Here is a 21,025-nt window from a genome sequence, read left to right as displayed (position 1 = left end):
ATGGCCAAGAATAAATTCAATCAAAATTGGGTTCACGATCATATTAATGATCCTTATGTGAAATTAGCACAAAAAGAAGGCTACCGATCACGTGCCGTTTATAAGCTCAAAGAAATTGATGAGACTGAAAAACTGATCAAAAGTGGTCAGGTGATTGTCGACTTAGGCGCAACTCCAGGTGGGTGGTCGCAATATACGCGTCATAAATTGGCGGGGAAAGAGGGCGGTGGCATCAATGGTGAGATCTATGCACTAGATTTATTGCCAATGGAACCGATTGCCGATGTTGACTTTATCCAAGGTGACTTTCGTGAAGAAGAGGTATTGTCTCAGTTGGAATCAAGATTACAAGGAAAAAAAGTCGATGTCGTTTTGTCGGATATGGCACCCAATCTCTCTGGTAACTCGACGGTTGACGCCGCGCGAGTCGAGTATATTATTGAATTGGCGGTTGAGTTTGCCAAGGCTCATTTGAAACCGAATGGCGCTTTGCTGGTCAAATGTTTTCACGGCCCTAGCTACAATACGCTAGTTACCTTGTTTAAAAACGAGTTCAAAACTGTTACCAATAAAAAGCCTAAAGCGAGCAAAGATAAATCTGCGGAGATATTTTTGCTTGGAAAAGGCTTAAAAAATCCGAATTGAGTAAAATAGCGCGAAATTTGAGAATAATTTGATTGTTTTGCCCTTGATAATTGTCAATCACGCCAGCATATCTTGTTCAGCAAGCTGTATTTAATGCGAGTAGAATGTTTGCTTGAGTGGGTAGTAAAGATCGCCAAATATTTTTCTTGCGACTTTTTGTGCGCATGAAGCACCTGAGGAGTTTTTGTGAATAATTCAATGTTAACCAAAATTGCAATGTGGGGCGCGGTGCTCTTAGTGCTCTTTATGGTGTTCAATAAATTTGATAGTAAGAATCTCGCTGCCAATGCAGTGACGATTCCTTATTCTCAATTTCTCGATGAAGTGCGCGCAAAACGCATCAAAGAGGCAGTAATTGATGATAGCAATCGCACGGTTGTTGCTACCACGATTGATGACAAGAAAATCAAAGCACAGTTGACGATCTTTGATAAGGGCTTGGCTAAAGACTTAGTTGATAACGGAATTAAATTCGATAGCAAACCACCAGAAGAGCCATCATTATTAGGGCAAATCCTGATTTCTTATGGACCAATGTTATTGCTGATCGGTGTATGGATTTTCTTTATGCGTCAGATGCAAGGTGGTGGCAAAGGTGGCGCGTTTTCATTCGGTAAATCAAAAGCGCGCATGCTCGACGAAACGAACAACCATGTCACTTTTGCTGACGTCGCAGGTTGCGATGAAGCCAAAGAAGAAGTTAGTGAAGTCGTCGATTTCTTAAAAGATCCAAGTAAATTCCAAAAGCTCGGCGGACGTATTCCACGCGGTGTTTTGATGGTTGGTCCTCCAGGTACTGGTAAAACCCTGTTAGCGCGTGCGATCGCGGGTGAAGCGAAGGTTCCCTTCTTTACTATTTCAGGTTCAGATTTCGTTGAGATGTTTGTTGGTGTCGGTGCATCTCGTGTACGCGATATGTTTGATAACGCGAAAAAACATTCACCATGTATCATTTTTATTGACGAGATTGATGCTGTAGGTCGCCATCGTGGCGCTGGTATGGGCGGTGGTAATGACGAGCGCGAGCAAACCTTGAACCAGATGCTGGTTGAGATGGATGGCTTTGAGCCAAATTCCGGCGTGATCGTGATCGCTGCGACGAACCGCTCTGATGTACTTGATAAAGCATTGTTGCGTCCAGGTCGTTTCGATCGCCAAGTTACTGTGGGCTTGCCAGATATTCGTGGTCGCGAACAAATCTTGAACGTACACATGCGTAAAGTACCAATCGCACCCGATGTGCGTGCAGATATTTTGGCGCGCGGAACACCAGGTTTCTCAGGTGCTGACTTAGCTAATTTGGTGAATGAATCTGCTTTATTTGCGGCACGTCGAAATAAACGTTTGGTCGAAATGTTGGATTTTGAAGATGCGAAAGACAAGATCTACATGGGTCCAGAACGTAAGTCTATGGTAATGCGTGAAGATGAACGTCGCAACACGGCCTATCATGAGTCTGGCCATGCTGTCGTGGCGAAATTGTTGCCGAAAGCCGATCCAGTTCATAAAGTCACAATTATGCCGCGCGGTAATGCACTTGGTTTGACATGGCAATTGCCAGAACATGACCAGATCAGCGGTTACAAAGATAAAATGTTGGAAGAGATCGCGATTTTATTCGGTGGTCGTATTGCAGAAGAAATTTTTGTCGGACAAATGTCAACAGGTGCGTCAAATGACTTCTCTCGAGCGACCAAGTTGGCGCGTGCGATGGTCACTCGATTTGGTATGTCAGATACCTTGGGTGTGATGGTGTATGAAGATAGCCAAGATAGCGGATATTTCGGCGGCTCTTCTAAAACTATTTCCGAAGCGACGCAACAAAAAGTGGATGCAGAAATTCGTTCTATTTTGGATGCACAATATGCGATCGCCCGTCATCTGTTAGAAACGAATCGTGACAAGGTAGAAGTCATGACTAAGGCTTTACTCGAGTGGGAAACCATCGATGCCGAGCAAATCAATGACATTATGAATGGTCAAGAACCGAAGCCGCCAAAGTCATATACAGCGACTCCAAAGTCGTCGTCTGATACGCCACCAGGTGGTGTCACGCCAAATGCGACTGCGCCTGCTTAAACTTTCTTAGTTTGATTGATTTTGATGATTGTGTAAGGGTGAGGAGAGTTTTCCTCACCCTTCATTTTTACAGCGTTTGATTTATGTTACCTACTTTTTTTGAATGCGGACGATTTCGTTTTCCAATGAAACCAGTCAATAACGCGTCGACGATGTGTAAGCCATTGATCATGGGTATTTTAAATATCACTCCCGATTCGTTTTCCGATGGCGGGAAATTTTCATCTTTAGATCACGCAATTAGCCATGCTGAGCAAATGATAGAAGACGGCGTTGATATCATCGATATCGGTGGCGAATCAACGCGTCCAGGCGCAGTCGCTTTGCCACTGGATGAGGAACTCAAACGTGTGATTCCTTTAGTATATGCATTACGTGATTGTGGTAAACCTATTTCGGTCGACACTTACAAGCCTGAAGTAATGCGCGAAGCAATCATAGCTGGCGCGGATATGATTAATGATATTCGTGGATTTGCCTCGTCTCAAGCGCGTGAAGTGATCGCTGACAGCGATGTAGGATTGTGTGTGATGCATATGCAGCAGTCACCAGAAACCATGCAGCAAAGACCGAGCTATGCCAATGTGACCGCTGAAGTGATTGCATTTTTACGCGAACGTTGTGATCAGCTTCTGTCGTCAGGCGTCGAGAAAAATCGTCTGAGTATTGATCCAGGGTTTGGGTTTGGAAAAACTCTGGAACACAATATCGAATTATTGCAGCACATTCGATTGATCCAAGATGAGCTTGAGTTGCCAGTTCTGGCTGGAATGTCGCGAAAAACTATGATTGGCGCGATCACTGGAAAACCTGTTGAGCGTCGAATGGCTGGCAGCCTCGCAGCAGCATTAATGGCGATGTCACAAGGTGCTCGAATTTTGCGCGTGCACGATGTTGCGGAAACAGTTGATGCGGTGAGAGTTTGGCAGGCAGTGAATGCAACCTAAGAAGTTGAGTTGGGATTGTGAATGCATGACGAGTGATGCAACATGGAAATAATCTAGGAATCAAATAAAGTAAAACAAAAAGATAGAAGAAGAAAGGAAACGTATGTCCCGTAAATATTTTGGTACCGATGGCATTCGAGGAAAAGTCGGTGTTGCTCCAATCACGCCTGATTTCGTTATGCGATTGGGTTACGCTGCCGGAAAAGTTCTGGCGCAACTGGCACCTGCTACTAGCGGCAAACCAACGGTCTTGATCGGGAAGGATACGCGCGTGTCTGGCTACATGTTGGAAGCTTCACTCGAAGCTGGTTTCGCGGCAGCGGGCGTCGATATTATGCTTTCAGGTCCGATGCCGACGCCAGCGATTGCGTACTTAACGCGTGCGCTTAGATTATCAACCGGCGTCGTAATTTCTGCATCACATAATCCTTATGATGATAACGGTATTAAATTCTTTTCCGCGCAGGGAACTAAATTGCCAGATGAGGTTGAGCTGGCGATTGAAGAAGAGCTAGGGCGCGAAATGCAGTGCGTTAGCTCTGACAAATTAGGCAAAGCAAAACGACTCGAGGACGCGAACGGACGCTATATCGAATTTTGTAAGAGTACCTATCCCAATGAGCTGGATTTACGCGGTTTGAAAATAGTGGTCGATTGTGCGCATGGCGCTGCTTATGATATTGCACCGCATGTTTTTCATGAGTTGGGCGCGGAAGTCATTGCGATCGGCAATCAACCGAATGGTTTCAATATTAACGATAAAGTAGGCGCTACGGCGCCTGATGCACTTGCCTTGGCAGTTCGCGCCAATCATGCCGATCTTGGTATCGCATTGGATGGTGACGCTGACCGACTTTTGATGGTAGATAAATTTGGAAAAATTTATGATGGAGATCAACTACTTTATTTGATGGTTTTAGATCGAATGGCAATTGGTCCGGTAGTTGGTGTCGTCGGCACATTGATGACTAATATGGCGGTAGAGTTGGCGTTTAAAGATTTAGGCGTTGGTTTTATCCGGGCGAAAGTCGGTGATCGTTATGTCTTAGAGCAAATGCAGCAGCAAGGTTGGCTGCTAGGTGGCGAGGGCTCGGGTCATTTGTTGTGCCTCGATAAACATACAACGGGTGATGGTATCGTTTCTGCTTTGCAGGTCTTGTCTGCGTTAAAACGTAACGGTAAATCTTTAGATCAGTGTTTTGAAAATCTGAATTTATTTCCGCAAGTTTTGATTAATGTGCGGGTGCAAGCTGGCTTTGATTGGCAAAGTAATGCCGCTTTGCTGACAGAAAAAGAAGCCGTAGAAAAAGAATTGGCAGGGCAAGGGCGCGTACTTATTAGAGCCTCAGGAACTGAGCCACTAATTCGCGTCATGGTGGAAACATCAGATGCCGATCTAGCTAATAAATTAGCGCGTCGTTTGGCCAATTGCTTAAGCTAAATTTGCGCAGATCGGGGATTCATTCTTGATGTTAGTAGCGATACACTGTAATATTCAGCCTTCTTATTTTTCGCTCATAATCGATTGAAAAATACGTGTGCGTCGGTAGCTCAGTTGGATAGAGCAATGCCCTTCTAAGGCATGGGTCGGGGGTTCGAACCCCTCCCGACGCGCCAAAGTAATACCAAAAAGAACTAGCAGTGTCAGACTGTTAGTTTTTTTACCTAAAAAATCTGCGATTTAGTGTGTAACAAAAAAAATACAAAAGCCTACCTAGGCGTTTTTACATACCAAGTCGGCTTTTTCTTGGGCACGCTTTAATTTCGCTTGTGCTTTCATTTCACCTTTGGGTTGGGTGCTGCGTAAATCCTCTTTCGCCCATTTGGTCTTTAACTGCTGGCTTTCGCACTGTTTTTTGGCTTGTGCATTTTTGCTTGCGATACGACGACTGGCTGCCTCTTGTTTGGCGAATTCGCGATCTCTGGCTTTTTGGTTTTTGTTGGACTCGCTAAGTCTATGCTGATGACGCTTTAAGGCGCGTTGTGTTTCTTCTTCTGGAATTTGAGTCGTTTTTATGTCGATGGGGGTAGATTGCATGCCTTTACATGGTGTTTGACTAAAAATAGTTTTACCATTTTCTTGGCATTTAAACGCTGGAGTGTCTGCATAGCTGGAAAGACTGAAGAAAAAACTGCTTAAGGCTAAACTCAAAGTTAGATTCACTAAACTAAGATATTTCATGCTGTCTCCTAAATGATTTTTCCGGGGTTCATGATGTTCTGCGGGTCTAGTGCTCGCTTGATGTTGCGCATCATTGTCAACTCTACGGTCGATTTATAACGCAGCAGTTCTTCTTTTTTGAGGGTACCTATGCCGTGCTCTGCTGATATCGAGCCGCCAAATTGATGGGTCTTATCGTGGACTAGGCGATTGATCTGATTTTGGTGAATTAGGAACTGATCGTGATTAGCGTCAGATGGAGGTGATACGTTGTAATGCAAATTACCATCACCCAAATGCCCAAATGTAACCATTCGGCAGTCGGGAAAAGCTTGTTGCAAAGCCAGGTCCGTCTCCGTCACAAAATCGGCGATGCGTGAGATAGGTAATGAAATATCGTGTTTAATATTTTTACCTTCTTTCGCTTGCGCAGCAGAAATGGATTCACGTAACGCCCAGCAGTTTTTTGCTTGCGCCAGCGAATTGGCGATGACTGCATCTTCAATTATTTGGGCATTAAGTGCGTTTGTAATTAACTGTTCGAGCTGCTGATAAGTCGCTTGTTCAGTGTCGCTACTCGATAGTTCTAGCAATACGTAGAACGGACTTGCTTCAGTAAATACTCGTTGCAATTGAGGGAAATGTTGATGCACCAATTGCAAACTAAGTTGGTTGATTAATTCAAATCCACTAATGGAGGTGTGGCAGTGTTGTTTCGCCAATGTCAGGAGCCGGACAGCAGCTTGTATGGAATTGAGTCTAATGAAGGCTGTGCCATAACTGAGAGGTTTGGGATACAGTTTTAGAACGGCGGCGGTGATAATGCCCAGCGTGCCTTCTGCACCTATCAATAGATCTCGTAAATCGTAACCCGTGTTGTCTTTACGCAGGCCGCGCAGGCCGTGCCAGATTTCACCTTGCGCAGTGACGACTTCTAAACCTAAACATAGCTCGCGCATATTCCCATAACGCAAGACCGCAGTGCCACCTGCGTTGGTTGATAGATTCCCGCCTATGGTGCAACTGCCTTCTGATGCCAACGACAAAGGGAATAATAAATTTTGTTCGTCTGCCGCGTTTTGAATCTGTGCTAGTAGACAACCGGCATCGACAGTCATGGTGCTATTTGCCGTGTCAATGGCGCGTATTTGATTTAATCGTTGTAGTGACAAGACGACCGCGTTGCCGGATTGATCGGGGATACTACCTAGTACCAGTCCGGTGTTGCCGCCTTGCGGAACGATAGGGATCTGAAATTGTGCGCAGAGACGCACGAGGTGTGCGACTTGTTCTGTGTTTGCGGGTCGAAGTACCGCGAGCGCCTTGCCCGTAGCGCGTTGGCGCCAATCTTGTAGGTAGGCGGCTTGTTGAACCGCTTCTAGCAAAACATGTTCTTCACCAATTGCTGATTTGCAGAGAGAAAGAAAGTTATGCATAAGATTGGCAGTGGATTTGGGAGAGTTATGAGTTCGATTTTTGCAAAGCTTTTTCTGCCGCCAACGCTTCTTTCTTTGCCGCTTTTGCGATTTTTTTGTAGGGGCGTACAAAATAAATGCTGCTGATAAAAAAGCTGATGCTCAATATGATTTCTAAACCTGCCAGCCAGCGCGACATATATTCCGCATCGCCCATAGCTCTGACCACGCCTTCCATGAAATAAAACATGATAAACATCGAAGCCCATTGCATGGTGTAGATATTTTTTTGAAAAACGCCACGTAAAGGAAAGAGCAGAGGAATGACTTTTATCACAAAGAGGTAATGACCCGGTTTGTAAGGTGCCAGCCACGTTTCCCATACGATACCAAGTAGTATCAGGCCGATGAGGCTAAAGCATGCGATGCGATGAAAATGATTGGTGCTTTGGTTCATATTGTTTGCAGTTTTAAAGCCGTCTCAGCCAAACGTTTGCCGAGGGCAATGGTCAATACGCGCGTTTCTTCTGTGATGGCGAGCTTGCCGTCGAGTCCTGACCAGTGGCTAGCGCCATAAGGGCTGCCGCCAGATTTTGTTGTCATTAATTCGGGATGGGTGTACGGCAATCCTAAGATCAACATGCCATGGTGCATCAGCGGCAGCATCATTGAAAGTAAAGTTGATTCTTGACCACCATGCAAGCTACCTGTTGAAGTAAATACACAAGCTGGTTTGCCACATAAAGTGCCAGAAACCCAATCGGCTGCAGTACCATCCCAAAAGTACTTCATCGCCGAAGCCATGTTACCAAAACGAGTGGGTGAGCCTAGTGCAATACCTGCACATTCTTTGAAATCTTCGAGTTCTACATACGGAGCACCATCATTAGGAATAGCCGCTTCAGTCGCTTCAGAGACAGGGGACACGCTAGGTACGGTGCGTAGCCGCGCTTCACAGCCAGCAACGCTTTCTATGCCTTGGGCAATCAATTGAGCCAATTGGCGCGTGCTGCCATGACGGGAGTAGTACAAAACAAGCAGGGGAATAGAGTGTGCATTCATTTGACGAATTATAAAGAATTTCGACCCGGTCTGGGAGCTTACACATTAATTTGGGACGCAAGTTTGGACGTAAGTTAAAGAATAAATTGATCTACATAGCGAGCTAATTGCCCTCAATCCAGGAAATTGATAAATATCTCAAGGCTTGATAGGTAAGTCTGGGTAAAATGAGCGTTTTAGTAAGATCGCTAATGTGCGCTAGCTTAGAAAACTAGCGGCGTTGCGAGTAAGTAGTCTTGGTGTAGTCAGTTACATAGGAAATGGGAAGTTAAGTATGGGTGGTTTTATTCGTGGTTTAAGTTGGGGACAATTGAAGAATTTGATTCAATTTGCCGTGCGTCGCTTGCAAGAGGTGCGCTTGCCTCAAGTGGCAGGTAGTTTGACTTTTACTACGGTGCTGGCATTGGTGCCAATTTTGACTATAGGCTTGGCCATACTAACGGCTTTTCCTCTATTTACTGATTTTAAAGCCTCACTAGAAGCTTACTTTACGCAAAGTTTAATGCCTAAGCAGATTTCCACCACGGTGATGGGTTATCTCACTCAATTTGCCACCAAGGCGACGCGTCTTTCGGCGGTGGGTGGTGTGGTCTTGATGGTGACGGCGGTTGCCACCATGGCGATGATAGACAAAACTTTTAATCAAATTTGGCAAGTGAAACGTTCTCGACCACTCGTGCAGCGCATTGTCGTGTACTGGGCAATTGTGACGCTCGGGCCGCTGCTGATTGGTATCTCTATGAGCGTGACGTCGAATTTGTTCATGGCAACTAATGGTTTGATGAAAACCGTACCTATGTTGGGAACCATTTTCTATACCACTGTGTCGATCGCATTTACAACCGGCGCCTACACGCTCTTGTATTTGACTGTGCCCAATCGACCCGTAGATTGGCGCGATGCGGTTTGGGGCGGGGTTTTTGCAGCGGTGGCATTTGAGATTGCCAAGCGTTTATTTGCCGTATTCATTAAACAATTTCCGACTTATACCGTGATCTACGGCGCCTTGGCGGCGATCCCTATTTTTCTCATCTGGATTTATTTATCGTGGCTGATTACCTTGATTGGTGCGGTGATTGCAGCGTCTTTGCCTGTGGTCAAGTATGAGCGTTGGTGGCATGTACCAGAGAAGGGGAGTGCATTTGAAGATGCAATTGCTTTGCTACGTATTTTGGTGCTGGCACGTAATTCTGATGCCAATGCCTCCGTCAACGTTTTAGATATGCGGGCGCAAACTCGATTTGGCGTGGATGAAATAGAAGGTTTGCTGGAAAAAATGCTGGAAGTCGGCTGGGTCGCCCGACTTACTTTGGATACGCCAAATCGTAAGCCAACAAAATGGTGGCGCAAACATGATGCCGGTGCTGAGCGTTGGATTTTGATTATGAATCCTGCTGCCTTATGCCTTGCTGACGTGTATCGATTTTTTGTCTTTGATGCTAAGGCGGATTCTGCGCTCGCTAAGCAAGTTCATCGCGTTATTGGTGACGGTATGTCGGAAAGTTTGTTTGAGTACTTTCTGATGCGCTAAGGCGTTGTGAGGGCGTGGCGATGATGATCCTTAATTTTATTTGGCTAAAAACGATTCGAGGTTATTTAATTTGGCAGATCCTGCATGGTGAAATAGTGTTTTCACATCGTGAAAAGTTCTAATGTGCTGCACCAAAAATTTATTTCATTTCGAGGAAAGTCGTTTTGCATCATGAAATGTATTTGTTAAGTATTTGATTTTAATTGAAAAAATATTTCTCCTATGTCTTATATAAGACATTGTTGCGCTGCAAGGTTTGTCCTACTATAGATCTCAAGGACGACCACTTTTTTAAGCAATTATTTAAAACCGCAGCAATCACATCAGGAGAACTACCATGACCCAAAAACTCACTCGTGAACAGCAAATCGCCGAAATCCAAAAAGATTGGGATACCAATCCGCGCTGGAAAGGTATTAAACGTAATTACACCGCGGAAGACGTGGTACGTTTGCGCGGCTCTTTGCAAGTCGAACACACCATCGCAAAAACAGGCGCGTTGAAATTGTGGGATTTAGTCAATAACGAACCCTTCGTCAACGCACTTGGCGCATTGACCGGCAATCAAGCGATGCAGCAAGTCAAAGCCGGTTTGAAAGCGATTTATCTCTCTGGTTGGCAAGTCGCTGGCGACGCCAACGTTGCGGGCGAGATGTACCCAGATCAATCCTTGTATCCAGCAAATTCTGTACCCTTAGTCGTGAAGCGCATCAATAATACGTTGACGCGTGCTGATCAAATTCAATGGTCAGAAGATTCAGGCGAAGTCGATTACTTCGCTCCTATCGTGGCCGATGCGGAAGCCGGTTTTGGTGGCGTATTGAATGCATTCGAATTGATGAAAGCCATGATCGAAGCGGGTGCTTCAGGCGTTCATTTTGAAGATCAATTGGCCTCAGTGAAAAAATGCGGTCACATGGGCGGCAAGGTATTGGTGCCAACTCGCGAAGCAGTAGAAAAACTGAATGCGGCACGTTTAGCTGCAGACGTGATGGGTACGCACACAGTCTTGTTGGCACGCACCGATGCGGAAGCCGCTGATTTATTGACGTCCGATATCGATGATAACGACAAGCCATTCTTGACAGGCGAGCGTACCTTGGAAGGCTTCTATAAAACTAAACCAGGCTTGCAGCAATCCATCTCTCGCGGCTTGGCTTACGCAGAGTATGCCGACATGATTTGGTGTGAAACAGGTAAACCCGATTTGGCATTTGCAAAAGCGTTTGCTGATGCGATTCACGCGAAGTTCCCAGGTAAATTATTGGCGTACAACTGCTCACCAAGCTTTAACTGGAAAAAGAATTTGGACGATGCAACGATTGCGAAATTCCAAAAAGAATTGGGCGCAATGGGTTATAAATTCCAATTCATTACTTTGGCAGGTTTCCATGCATTGAACTACGGTATGTTCAACTTGGCACACGGCTACGCACGCCGTCAGATGTCCGCTTTCGTGGAATTGCAAGAAGCCGAATTCGCAGCAGCAGAGAAAGGATTTACTGCGGTTAAACATCAACGTGAAGTGGGTACAGGTTATTTTGATGCGGTGACGCAGGTGATTCAGCAAGGCCAATCATCAACTACAGCTTTGCATGGCTCTACTGAGGATGAACAATTTTTTGATGCTAAAAAAGTGGCTTAGTAGAAAATTGTAGTTTAAGTTGTAAAAAGAGGCGACGTTGTGAGTGTGTCGCCTCTTTTTTTCGTTATTGTCGATGAGATGTAAGCATCTAACACAATGGCAAATTTATCTGACTGGCGATTCCATGTTAGAACTGATTTGCTGTACAAGGTCGCGCATAATCGTATTTTGAGGCAACTGTTTTGAATACAGTTGTGCACGTTCATTGAGCACTTTGAGATCTTCCTTTTGTTTGGCATTCTGTAGATGATCAATCAAATACTTGCCTTCAGTCGCGCTCAGAAAAGCGATAATTTTACGTGGGTCTATATTAGGATTGTTTAAGTGTTTGAAAATCAGCTCTTGATAAGTTTTTCCTGTCATGTCGATTTCCAGCATAGTGCTTGCTTGTAGCCAGGTTGTGTATCGCGAAGAATCTGAGATGCCATACTCTCCAATCGCGACAGAAAAGTTCGGTTGATTTTTCTCGAAATGTAATCGCAAAATTTTTTTCAGACTCGAGTCTAGCTTCTTAATCCTTGATGTTTGGGTAAAACTCGATGCGAGGATCTCGTTCGCATAGTTTTTATTGCCCGCGCTGAGTATGGTAAATAATTTGTGTTGATCTGAAGCTGGTGCGTACGGCAATAAATGCGCGATCTCTCCCAAATAGCCAGTTACATCTATCATCTTTTTGTTATAAGCCCGTTTTAAGAGTTCCGCTGAGTCGCTAAAATAGTCTAAGCGCGAGAAAGTTAATAGTGCTGCCACACTAATGTCTTTTTCGTTTGAATGGATATGGTGGCGCAGGTCTTGCGCAATCAGGTGATTGCTGTTGCTTTGGTTATCGTAGGTGTACAGACTTCCTGAAAGTCGAAGTAAAGCGATTTTTTCTTCCGTCTTACTGCTTGACGCAAGTAAGTTACGTATGGTCTCCACATTTCTTGCAGTTCTTGGTAAGCCTTTTGCATGAATCGCCATGATGGCTTCGGTATTGTTTGAAAATAGATTTTTTATACCGATTAGGCTATTTTTGTTGGATCGATATTGATCGAGTAAGCGCTGACCTTCGTTCATCTGTTGTTGACGTTTTTGCGGCAGTTGCGGGTCGCCATTCGCTTGGTGAGTGAGTGCAAATGAGTTGGTCGATATCAATACCAGTAGAGCTGATAGAATCCGCTTGTATCGAAGAATTGAGTTCATTTATTTGCCCGAATAAAATTTATCTACCAACTTTTTAGTGTAAATTAATAGAGCTAAAAAAACTAAATTAATTTAAATCTATGATTGTAGATTTGTATTTTTAATGGAAATCATTTTGATTGGAGAAGATCGAGTGCTGATCTTTGACTTTAGTTGCACTGAATATGAATTGAGAATGGACATTTGCAATATGCAGACATTTTTTCGCGTTGTATTTTTTTGCTTTATATTTTTGTTGATACCATTTGAGTCAATCAGCGCCGCAACTAAAGAGATCCCGATTTGGAAGCGTTCTAAGTTTGAGCAACTTAAATATGCCGAGGCAAAACTTCAAGAGGCAGAATTGGAAATTCAAAGTGATCCATCAAAAAATCAATTGAATTATCTAAATAGCCCATTGCAAAGGTTGGGTACGATTCGCACTTTTGTTGGTGATGCTTTTGGCGCTATTGAAAGTTTTGATCGATGGACGGCTTTGTCGAACCGAATTGGCACAATTCAAACTGGTGATCTAGAGCGATTACAGGAGGCGAGAGCCTTAAATGCGATCGAAACCATTGTTGAAGAAGCTAGATCGCGTCAAATAGTTATTCTTAATGAGGCCCATCAGATGCCATTGCATCGTGCATTTGCTATGCGACTTGCAAGTGAATTGCGGAAAATCGGTTATGAATACTTGGCTTGTGAAACATTAAGTGAACCCCTTGAGTCGGGTTATGTCAAGCAAAGTACAGGCTATTATTCACAAGAACCTGTATATGGCAATTTTCTGCGTGATGCTGCAAAAGACGGATGGAAATTTGTACACTACGACGACATGGCATTCGATAAAACACTGTCATCCGAGCAAAATGAAATACTGCGCGAAACGAGGCAAGCCGAAAATATTGTTGCTGCAACTATTAAGCTAAATTCAAAAGCGAAAGTGTTTGTTTATGTTGGGCATGGTCATGGAATGAAAACGCATATTGATTCAACACAGACTATTTTTATGGCTGAGTATTTGCAAAAGTTGACTCAGATTAATCCTTTGAGTATTGATCAAACGACTTTGTACGAACATTCAACTGCATATTTCAACCACCCACTTTATCTTCCTGCTTTGAATTTACAAACAAAGAATTCGCTGATCGGGCAACAGAGCGCATTTGTATTGAAATCGACAATGGCGAAATATGAGGTTTTTGGGCGCTATCAGGATAGAGTCGATATGCAAGTAATTCATCCTAGTTATAAGATAGATCCACAAACGCATAGGTATGAATGGCTATCTGTGTTAGCCCACTTATCGCCAAGTGATATTCCCGATTATCTATTACCTAAGGTAGGGCGGCGCGTCATTTATGTATACCGGTTAGAAGAAGTGACGGATGCGGTGCCTGTAGATGTCGTCATTGTGGAAAAAGGTAGGCCTATTCCCAAGTTGATGCTACCTAGAGGACAATTTCGGTTTGAATTTGAAGACTAATTGCGGGCAGTTGTGTTTATTTGGAGTCGTATAGTAGTTTGTTCTTGAGTCAAAATATTTGATTTTTGTATAAATTTATCCAGTGCCTATAGTTTTGATCGGTTAGTATTGATTGCATATACGAATTAATCGGCTAAATATTTCAAACTTAAACTATGTTTTTACTGGATAAAACCCGAATCAAAATCTGCGGTATCACCCGCTTAGATGATATTAGTGACGCAATCCATGCTGGCGCCGATGCACTCGGTTTTGTATTTTACCCACCAAGTCCACGTTACTTAAAGCCTGAGGCAGCAGCGCCTTTGATTGCCGCCATTCCGCCATTTGTGACTTCTGTAGGTTTATTTGTAAATGCGAGTCTTGAAGAGTTGCAAGCTGTCATAAAACTGGCCCCCATTCAATTATTGCAATTCCACGGTGACGAATCTCCGGATGAATGTCATCGTCTTGCTAGTGCTGTGAGCCGGCCTTTTATCCGTGCTTTTCGGGTAAAACCTGACACAAGCGCGGCAGATTTGTTAGAATGCGAAGCTCAATACAAAGCAATTAGTCCTTTATTTCAGGGTTTGTTGCTCGATACTTTCGTTGATAGTTTCGGTGGTAGTGGAAAGGTTTTTGATTGGTCTCTCATTCCAAAAGAACTCGCGCCTCGGGTCGTTTTAAGTGGTGGCTTGAGCGCACAAAACGCGACTGACGCAGTCGTGCGAGTACGGCCGTTTGCAGTTGACATCAGTAGTGGTGTTGAATTGTCAAAAGGCATTAAGGATGTGGCAAAAATGCGGTCTTTTGTGCACGCAGTGCGCTTGGCCGATAACATGCCAGACAGTTAAAATTCGTTTTCCAAGGAATTCTCATGAAAGAATTATCTTCTCTTGATGCTCACAATAATGGATTATTTGGGTATCAATTAGTCGGCGCACAAGCGCCAGCAGCGATTTATCATTCCGCAACTTATAATTTCCCCGATGCCAAAGGTCACTTCGGCATGTACGGCGGCACTTTTGTTTCTGAAACTTTGACTCATGCATTAAATGAGTTGAAAGAAGCCTATGCCAAATTTCAACATGACCCAGAATTTTTAGAAGAATTTCGTTACGAACTCAAACACTTCGTTGGTCGTCCATCACCGATTTATCATGCCAAGCGTTGGTCTGAAATCATGGGCGGAGCACAGATTTATTTTAAACGCGAAGATTTGAATCACACCGGCGCGCACAAAATCAATAATGTGATTGGCCAAGCTTTGCTGGCAAAGCGCATGGGCAAGCCGCGTGTAATTGCAGAAACTGGCGCGGGTCAACATGGCGTGGCAACTGCGACGATTTGCGCACGCTTTGGTTTGGAATGCGTGGTGTACATGGGCTCTGAAGACGTCAAGCGTCAGGCGCAAAATGTGTATCGCATGAAGCTCTTGGGCGCGACCGTAGTGCCAGTTGAATCTGGATCTAAAACATTAAAAGATGCCCTGAACGAAGCGATGCGTGATTGGGTCGCGAATGTCGATAATACTTTCTATATTATTGGCACGGTGGCGGGGCCGCATCCTTATCCTATGATGGTACGTGATTTTCAATCGGTGATTGGTGAAGAATGTTTGTGGCAGATGCCGGAAGTCGCTGGGCGTCAACCTGACGTGGTGACCGCTTGTGTGGGTGGAGGTTCGAATGCGATGGGTATTTTTTATCCTTACATCGATTTAAAAGAAGTGCAGTTGATTGGCGTTGAAGCAGCGGGTGAGGGCTTGGAGACAGGAAAACACTCTGCGTCTTTAACGGCCGGTTCACCCGGTGTTTTGCACGGTAATCGTACCTATTTGATGCAAGATGAAAATGGTCAAGTGATAGAAACGCACTCTGTTTCTGCCGGTCTCGATTATCCAGGCGTGGGGCCTGAACATGCTTGGCTTAAAGATTCTGGTCGTGCGCAATATGCGACGATTACCGATGACGAAGCGCTCAAGGCTTTTCATGATTGTTGTCGTATTGAGGGCATTATTCCTGCTTTGGAATCGAGTCATGCGCTCGCCTATTCGGCGAAGCTGGCGGCAAGTTTGCCTAAGGATAAGATCGTGTTGGCGAACTTGTCTGGGCGGGGTGACAAGGATATGCACACCGTTGCTGAGCGAGCTGGGCTGAAGTTTGCCTAATTCCCTCCCTTTCAAGGGGAGGGCTGGGTAGGGATGGGGTTAAATTTTGCGTCGAAATCTTTGGAATTTTGACCAAGACCCATCCCCATTCCCCCCCTTCCCCTTGAAGGGGAAGGAGCTAAAACCGGACATCAAGACTGAGATTGTTGCTTGTAGTGTTAAGTGACACATGACGCAGAATTGGTTTTGATGAAACAGTATTCAATTTAAAGTGACTCCCAAAACTATGTCCCGAATTCAAGCATGTCTAGCTGCCTTAGCAGCACAAAATAAAAAAGGTCTTATCCCATTTATCACTGCAGGCGATCCCGATCCTGAGTTAACTTTGCCGCTGATGCACGCCTTAGTCGAAGGTGGTGCTGATATTATCGAATTGGGTGTACCGTTTTCCGATCCTATGGCGGATGGCCCTGTGATACAGCGAGCCTCTGAGCGTGCTTTGCTCAAAGGTGTCGGTTTGCGTGATGTCCTGAGTATGGTTAAGCAATTCCGCAGCACCAATCAAAGCACGCCCGTGGTACTGATGGGTTATGCCAATCCAATTGAGCGTATGGGGCAGGAACAATTTATCCATGCGGCGTCCGAAGCCGGCGTGGATGGTGTTTTAGTGGTCGATTATCCGCCAGAGGAATGTGACTATTTCGCAGAAAATATGCACAAAAATGGCATGGATACGATTTTCTTGCTGGCACCGACTTCGACCGACGAGCGTATTGCGCAAGTGGGTAAAATCGCGACTGGCTATGTGTATTATGTTTCACTCAAGGGAGTAACTGGCTCCGGTGCTTTGGATTTGGATGCGGTTGCAACCATGATTCCCCGCATTAAGAAGCATGTGAACGTGCCAGTTGGGGTTGGCTTCGGCATACGTGACGGCGCAACTGCCAAGGCTATTGCATCGGTCTCGGATGCCGTCGTTATTGGTTCTCGTATCATTCAAGAGTTGGAAAATACCCCAAGAGCGCAAGCGGTCGCTGCGGTACAAAATTTTATTATGGGAATTCGTAGTGCTCTTGATAATTGAATGCGTTAGGAATACCCGATAAATCGCTATTTGATACTTGTCAGGTAACTATCTGAGTCGCAATTGGCGCCGAAATAGAATAGAATACGCGCCAATTGCAGCATTCCCAGATGAGTGCGCCCCCGTTTGATGAATGAAAATTGATCAAATAGATATGAGGAGAGAGCTATGAGTTGGTTAGAAAAATTACTTCCCCCACGTATTCAACGTTCTGAAACGGCTAACCGCCGTTCTATGCCCGAAGGCTTGTGGGTCAAATGCCCATCTTGCGAAGCCGTTTTATACCGTTCCGATTTAGAAGCGAATGTCCATGTCTGTTCTAAGTGTAATCATCACTTACGTATCAGTGCCCGCGAGCGTCTGGATGCCTTGTTAGACACAGGCGGTCGTTATGAAATTGGCCACGAAGTGGTTCCTGTCGATACTTTGAAATTCAAAGATAGCAAAAAATACCCAGAACGCATTAAAGATGCCATGGACAGTACCAACGAAACCGATGCATTGGTGGTGATGGGCGGCTCTATTATGTCGGTGCCGGCTGTGGTTGCTTGTTTTGAATTTGGCTTTATGGGCGGCTCTATGGGGTCAGTCGTCGGCGAACGTTTTGTGCGTGGTGTGCAGGCGGCTTTAGAGCAAAAAGTGCCATTTATTTGTTTCACCGCGACGGGTGGTGCGCGTATGCAAGAAGGCTTGTTGTCTTTGATGCAGATGGCGAAAACGACCGCGATGTTGACCAAATTGACAGAAAAGAAATTGCCGTTTATTTCTGTGTTGACTGACCCTACTATGGGCGGTGTATCTGCGTCTTTCGCTTTTATGGGCGACGTCGTGATTGCAGAACCTAAGGCCTTGATTGGTTTTGCAGGTCCGCGCGTGATCGAAAATACCGTGCGTGAAAAATTGCCTGAAGGCTTCCAACGCTCAGAATTTTTGTTGCAAAAAGGCGCGGTCGATATGATTGTTGATCGTCGTAAAATGCGTGAAGAATTAGCGCGCTTAATGGCGCTGTTACAAAATCAACCAGCGGAAGCGGTTTCTTAATTTTTGCTGGTAATCACGGAGCCTGAAGATATTTGCTGAAACAGCAAAGTCTTCAGGCTCTTTGCATTTCAGCTAGATCGCTTATGAGTCAGTCGCAACGACGGCTGCAAGTGGCACACAAACTTTAGCTAACTAATTTAATTCATTATGTCATCCAATACTATTGATTCTTCCTCGGCCATCTCACCCAGCAAGCTAGCTGATTGGCTTAAATTGCTGGAGCAACGTCACGCTAAAGAAATCGATATGGGCTTAGACCGTGTGATGCAAGTCAAGCAGAAGTTGGGAATTCATTATGATTGCCCGGTCATTATGGTGGCAGGCACTAATGGTAAGGGTTCTACTTGTGCGATGTTGGAAGCGATCTTATTGCAAGCTGGCTATAAAGTTGGGCTCTACAGTAAGCCGCATTTTCTCGATTTTAATGAGCGCGCTCGGATTAATGGCATTCCAGTGGGTGATGAACTGTTTGTTGATACTTTTCAAGAGGTTGAAGCGGCGCGTGGCGATATTTCGCTCACTTACTTTGAATTCACCACCTTGGCGATCTGCCAGTTATTAGCGCGTCAAAATTTAGATGTCGTGATCTTGGAGGTGGGCTTGGGTGGGCGTCTCGATGCCGTGAACGTGATCGATGCCGATGTCGCTATCGTGACCAGCGTAGATATTGATCACGTTGATTATTTGGGTGATACGCGCGAGAAGATAGGTTTTGAAAAGGCGGGGATTTTCCGTAGTGGTAAGGTCGCCATTTGTAGCGATCCACAAGCACCGCAAAGTTTGATTGATCATGCTCAAGCAATTGGCGCTGATTTACGCTTGTTTGGACGCGATTTCAATTACAACGGAGATAAACAGCAATGGAATTTTGGTGGACGTGATCAGCGTCGCAATTCCTTGGCTTATCCAAGTTTGCGTGGTGCCAATCAGTTATTGAACGCTTCCGCTGTATTGGCCGCTTTGGAGGCATTACGGCATCAGTTACCGGTTGGTGCGCAGGAAGTTCGTACCGGATTGGTAATGGTCGATTTACCAGGACGTTTTCAAGTTTTGCCGGGACGTCCGACCGTGGTGTTAGACGTGGCTCACAACCCACATGCGGCGGCGACCTTGGCGCAAAATTTGGATAATATGGGTTTCCATGCATACACCTATGCAGTGTTTGGATCTATGTTGGACAAAGATATCGCCGGTGTGATTTCGCATATGAAAGCGAAAGTTGACCACTGGTGTATTTGTGATCTGCCTTTGCCACGTGCTGCCAGTGCAGACCATTTGGCGCAAGCGCTGGAAGTGGCTGGCGTGTTGGAAGATAAGGAGCATAGCTTGCAAAAATTTAGTTCGCCCGAAGATGCGTATGCGTTTGCGCTGAGCAAAGCGGGGGAAAATGATAGAATAGTGGTCTTCGGTTCTTTTTTAACGGTCGCAGGTGTTATGCGAGCTAGAAGAAACGCCAGTTCTTGATTGTCAACATTAAAAAGAATACGGCCTTAAACGTATTTTTTGAGATGTTTCTACTAATATCAGTTTGAGATAAAACAGAAATTTGCTATGAGCCTGGACTCGCTATTTAAGCAAAACAACAAGAAGAAAAACGATACAGAAATCGCTGACGATCAAGTGAGTGGTGAATTTCGTTCTCGCGCCGAAGAAGAAAGTTTGGCGGCCTCCGAGTCATCCGGTCGTGGCAAAGCAAGCAAAGCTAATAAACGCCCCGTCAATAGCCGTAAAAATAGCCCTGATGAAGTCGCTTTACCCGAGAAGAAACGAGCACGTCGGCGTCTGATCGGAGCGGTTGCGCTGGTTTTAGCTGCCATCATCACTTTGCCTATGGTGTTTGATTCTGAACCCAAGCCGGGTAGTCAAAAAATTTCTATAGAAATTCCTTCAAAAGATACGCCTTTAGTCTCCACCAACCCAGTTCGAAATGCTAACTCACCAGCGACTGCAATCGAGCCTGGAAATGAGGCTGCGATAAGTCAAGGTATAGATAAAGCAGAAGAGATTGTAGCCGCACCAGTTCCAGCTGCGCCGGCAGTCGCAGCGAAAGCGACAGTCGCGCCTAAAGTCGAAGATGCTCGTAACGTGGTGAAAGTTGAAAGCGCCACAGCGCAAAAAACATCAGAAAAAAATTCAGAAAAAAACACAGAAAAGAAAATTGAATCGAGCGCAGTAAATAAAACGACGCTGCCTTCTACATTGCCACCCACACCTACTAGCAATAAAGTTGTGCAAGAGTCGGCAAAAAAAGTCGATGCAAGGCCGGAGCCTAAAGCACTTGCTAAAGTTGATGCTAAGACAAAAGTCGATGCCGACATAAAAAAAGAAAATAAAAACGATGCTGAACGCGCATTGGCTCTGTTAGAGGGGCGTACCCCTTCTTCGGATGAAGCCAAGAGTGCGACAAAATTAACAAGCACTGCGACTCCTTCTAGCACAGGAGCCTACACATTGCAGATTGCAGCATTGAATTCTCCAGAAAAAATTCGTGAGTTACAGAGCAAATTAAAAGCAGCAAGCATTAACTCTTATACGCAAAAAATTACTACGAAAAATGGTGAAGTTAGTCGCATACGGGTCGGCCCTTTTGCTAACAAAGCTGAGGCTGAAAAAATGCGGGCGAAATTGGTGAAGCTGGGTTTGAATGGCTCATTGTTACCAAACTAAGTGACTTAT

Annotated in this window: 18 protein-coding genes and 1 tRNA gene; 14 read left to right on the top strand and 5 right to left on the bottom strand. The window is 45.0% G+C overall.

Annotation, left to right across the window (positions count from 1 at the left end; all coding sequences use genetic code 11):
- The 5 genes from ACFFJH_RS12935 (at position 1) to ACFFJH_RS12915 (ending at position 5,288) form a co-directional block, all read left to right on the top strand.
- Complete coding sequence (locus ACFFJH_RS12935) at positions 1–645, top strand: RlmE family RNA methyltransferase (RefSeq protein ID WP_390213237.1); 645 nt, start codon at positions 1–3, stop codon at positions 643–645.
- A 198-nt stretch (positions 646–843) separates the two neighbouring features.
- Positions 844–2,724, top strand: a complete 1,881-nt coding sequence (gene ftsH, locus ACFFJH_RS12930; RefSeq protein WP_390213325.1) for an ATP-dependent zinc metalloprotease FtsH — start codon at positions 844–846, stop codon at positions 2,722–2,724.
- An 83-nt stretch (positions 2,725–2,807) separates the two neighbouring features.
- On the top strand, positions 2,808–3,671 hold the full coding sequence (folP, locus tag ACFFJH_RS12925; protein ID WP_390213236.1) for a dihydropteroate synthase: 864 nt from the start codon (positions 2,808–2,810) through the stop codon (positions 3,669–3,671).
- 103 nt (positions 3,672–3,774) lie between these two features.
- Positions 3,775–5,112, top strand: coding sequence for a phosphoglucosamine mutase (gene glmM / locus ACFFJH_RS12920; protein ID WP_390213235.1), 1,338 nt, complete (start codon positions 3,775–3,777; stop codon positions 5,110–5,112).
- Between the two features lie 99 nt (positions 5,113–5,211).
- Positions 5,212–5,288 (top strand) — tRNA-Arg (locus ACFFJH_RS12915).
- A 97-nt stretch (positions 5,289–5,385) separates the two neighbouring features.
- Here ACFFJH_RS12915 and ACFFJH_RS12910 read toward each other — a convergent pair.
- Genes ACFFJH_RS12910 through wrbA form a run of 4 tightly spaced genes read right to left on the bottom strand, consistent with a single transcriptional unit; the run spans position 5,386 to position 8,309 of the window.
- Positions 5,386–5,853, bottom strand: coding sequence for a hypothetical protein (locus ACFFJH_RS12910; RefSeq protein ID WP_390213234.1), 468 nt, complete (start codon positions 5,851–5,853; stop codon positions 5,386–5,388).
- Between the two features lie 8 nt (positions 5,854–5,861).
- The gene (locus ACFFJH_RS12905; protein WP_390213232.1) at positions 5,862–7,268 is read right to left on the bottom strand and encodes an FAD-binding oxidoreductase; all 1,407 of its coding nucleotides are present in this window, start codon (positions 7,266–7,268) and stop codon (positions 5,862–5,864) included.
- Positions 7,269–7,293: 25 nt separating this feature from the next.
- The gene (locus ACFFJH_RS12900; protein WP_390213231.1) at positions 7,294–7,704 is read right to left on the bottom strand and encodes a DUF2069 domain-containing protein; all 411 of its coding nucleotides are present in this window, start codon (positions 7,702–7,704) and stop codon (positions 7,294–7,296) included.
- Positions 7,701–8,309, bottom strand: coding sequence for an NAD(P)H:quinone oxidoreductase (wrbA, locus tag ACFFJH_RS12895; RefSeq protein WP_390213230.1), 609 nt, complete (start codon positions 8,307–8,309; stop codon positions 7,701–7,703). The genes ACFFJH_RS12900 and wrbA overlap by 4 nt, the downstream gene beginning before the upstream one ends.
- 274 nt (positions 8,310–8,583) lie before the next feature.
- Here wrbA and ACFFJH_RS12890 point away from each other — a divergent pair, with 274 nt between their 5' ends.
- Both ACFFJH_RS12890 and aceA read left to right on the top strand, forming a co-directional pair.
- Entirely contained in the window at positions 8,584–9,840 is a 1,257-nt protein-coding gene (locus tag ACFFJH_RS12890; protein WP_390213229.1) for a YihY family inner membrane protein, read from the top strand.
- A 337-nt stretch (positions 9,841–10,177) separates the two neighbouring features.
- Positions 10,178–11,485: an isocitrate lyase gene (gene aceA / locus ACFFJH_RS12885; protein ID WP_390213227.1), complete on the top strand. Its 1,308-nt coding sequence runs from the start codon at positions 10,178–10,180 to the stop codon at positions 11,483–11,485.
- A gap of 105 nt (positions 11,486–11,590) precedes the next feature.
- On the opposite strand, the gene ACFFJH_RS12880 is transcribed toward aceA, so the two are convergent.
- A complete protein-coding gene (locus ACFFJH_RS12880; RefSeq protein WP_390213226.1) occupies positions 11,591–12,667 on the bottom strand; it encodes a hypothetical protein in 1,077 nt (358 codons plus the stop codon).
- A 103-nt stretch (positions 12,668–12,770) separates the two neighbouring features.
- Here ACFFJH_RS12880 and ACFFJH_RS12875 point away from each other — a divergent pair, with 103 nt between their 5' ends.
- From ACFFJH_RS12875 to ACFFJH_RS12845, 7 genes are all read left to right on the top strand, one after another.
- Positions 12,771–14,135, top strand: coding sequence for a PAZ domain-containing protein (locus ACFFJH_RS12875; protein WP_390213225.1), 1,365 nt, complete (start codon positions 12,771–12,773; stop codon positions 14,133–14,135).
- A 155-nt stretch (positions 14,136–14,290) separates the two neighbouring features.
- Positions 14,291–14,968: a phosphoribosylanthranilate isomerase gene (locus ACFFJH_RS12870; RefSeq protein ID WP_390213223.1), complete on the top strand. Its 678-nt coding sequence runs from the start codon at positions 14,291–14,293 to the stop codon at positions 14,966–14,968.
- Between the two features lie 23 nt (positions 14,969–14,991).
- A complete protein-coding gene (gene trpB / locus ACFFJH_RS12865; protein WP_390213222.1) occupies positions 14,992–16,284 on the top strand; it encodes a tryptophan synthase subunit beta in 1,293 nt (430 codons plus the stop codon).
- Between the two features lie 226 nt (positions 16,285–16,510).
- Entirely contained in the window at positions 16,511–17,308 is a 798-nt protein-coding gene (gene trpA, locus ACFFJH_RS12860; protein WP_390213221.1) for a tryptophan synthase subunit alpha, read from the top strand.
- Positions 17,309–17,476: 168 nt separating this feature from the next.
- Complete coding sequence (accD, locus tag ACFFJH_RS12855) at positions 17,477–18,349, top strand: acetyl-CoA carboxylase, carboxyltransferase subunit beta (RefSeq protein ID WP_390213220.1); 873 nt, start codon at positions 17,477–17,479, stop codon at positions 18,347–18,349.
- A 147-nt stretch (positions 18,350–18,496) separates the two neighbouring features.
- Positions 18,497–19,813, top strand: coding sequence for a bifunctional tetrahydrofolate synthase/dihydrofolate synthase (folC, locus tag ACFFJH_RS12850; protein WP_390213219.1), 1,317 nt, complete (start codon positions 18,497–18,499; stop codon positions 19,811–19,813).
- Between the two features lie 87 nt (positions 19,814–19,900).
- The gene (locus ACFFJH_RS12845) at positions 19,901–21,016 is read left to right on the top strand and encodes an SPOR domain-containing protein (RefSeq protein WP_390213218.1); all 1,116 of its coding nucleotides are present in this window, start codon (positions 19,901–19,903) and stop codon (positions 21,014–21,016) included.
- Positions 21,017–21,025: the final 9 nt, after the last annotated feature.

The sequence above is a fragment of the Affinundibacterium danionis genome (assembly GCF_042432465.1).
Classification (GTDB): Bacteria; Pseudomonadota; Gammaproteobacteria; order Burkholderiales; family Burkholderiaceae_D; genus Undibacterium; species Undibacterium danionis.
Note: the sequence above shows the minus strand (reverse complement) of the source record. Positions and strands in the feature narration are given on the sequence as shown.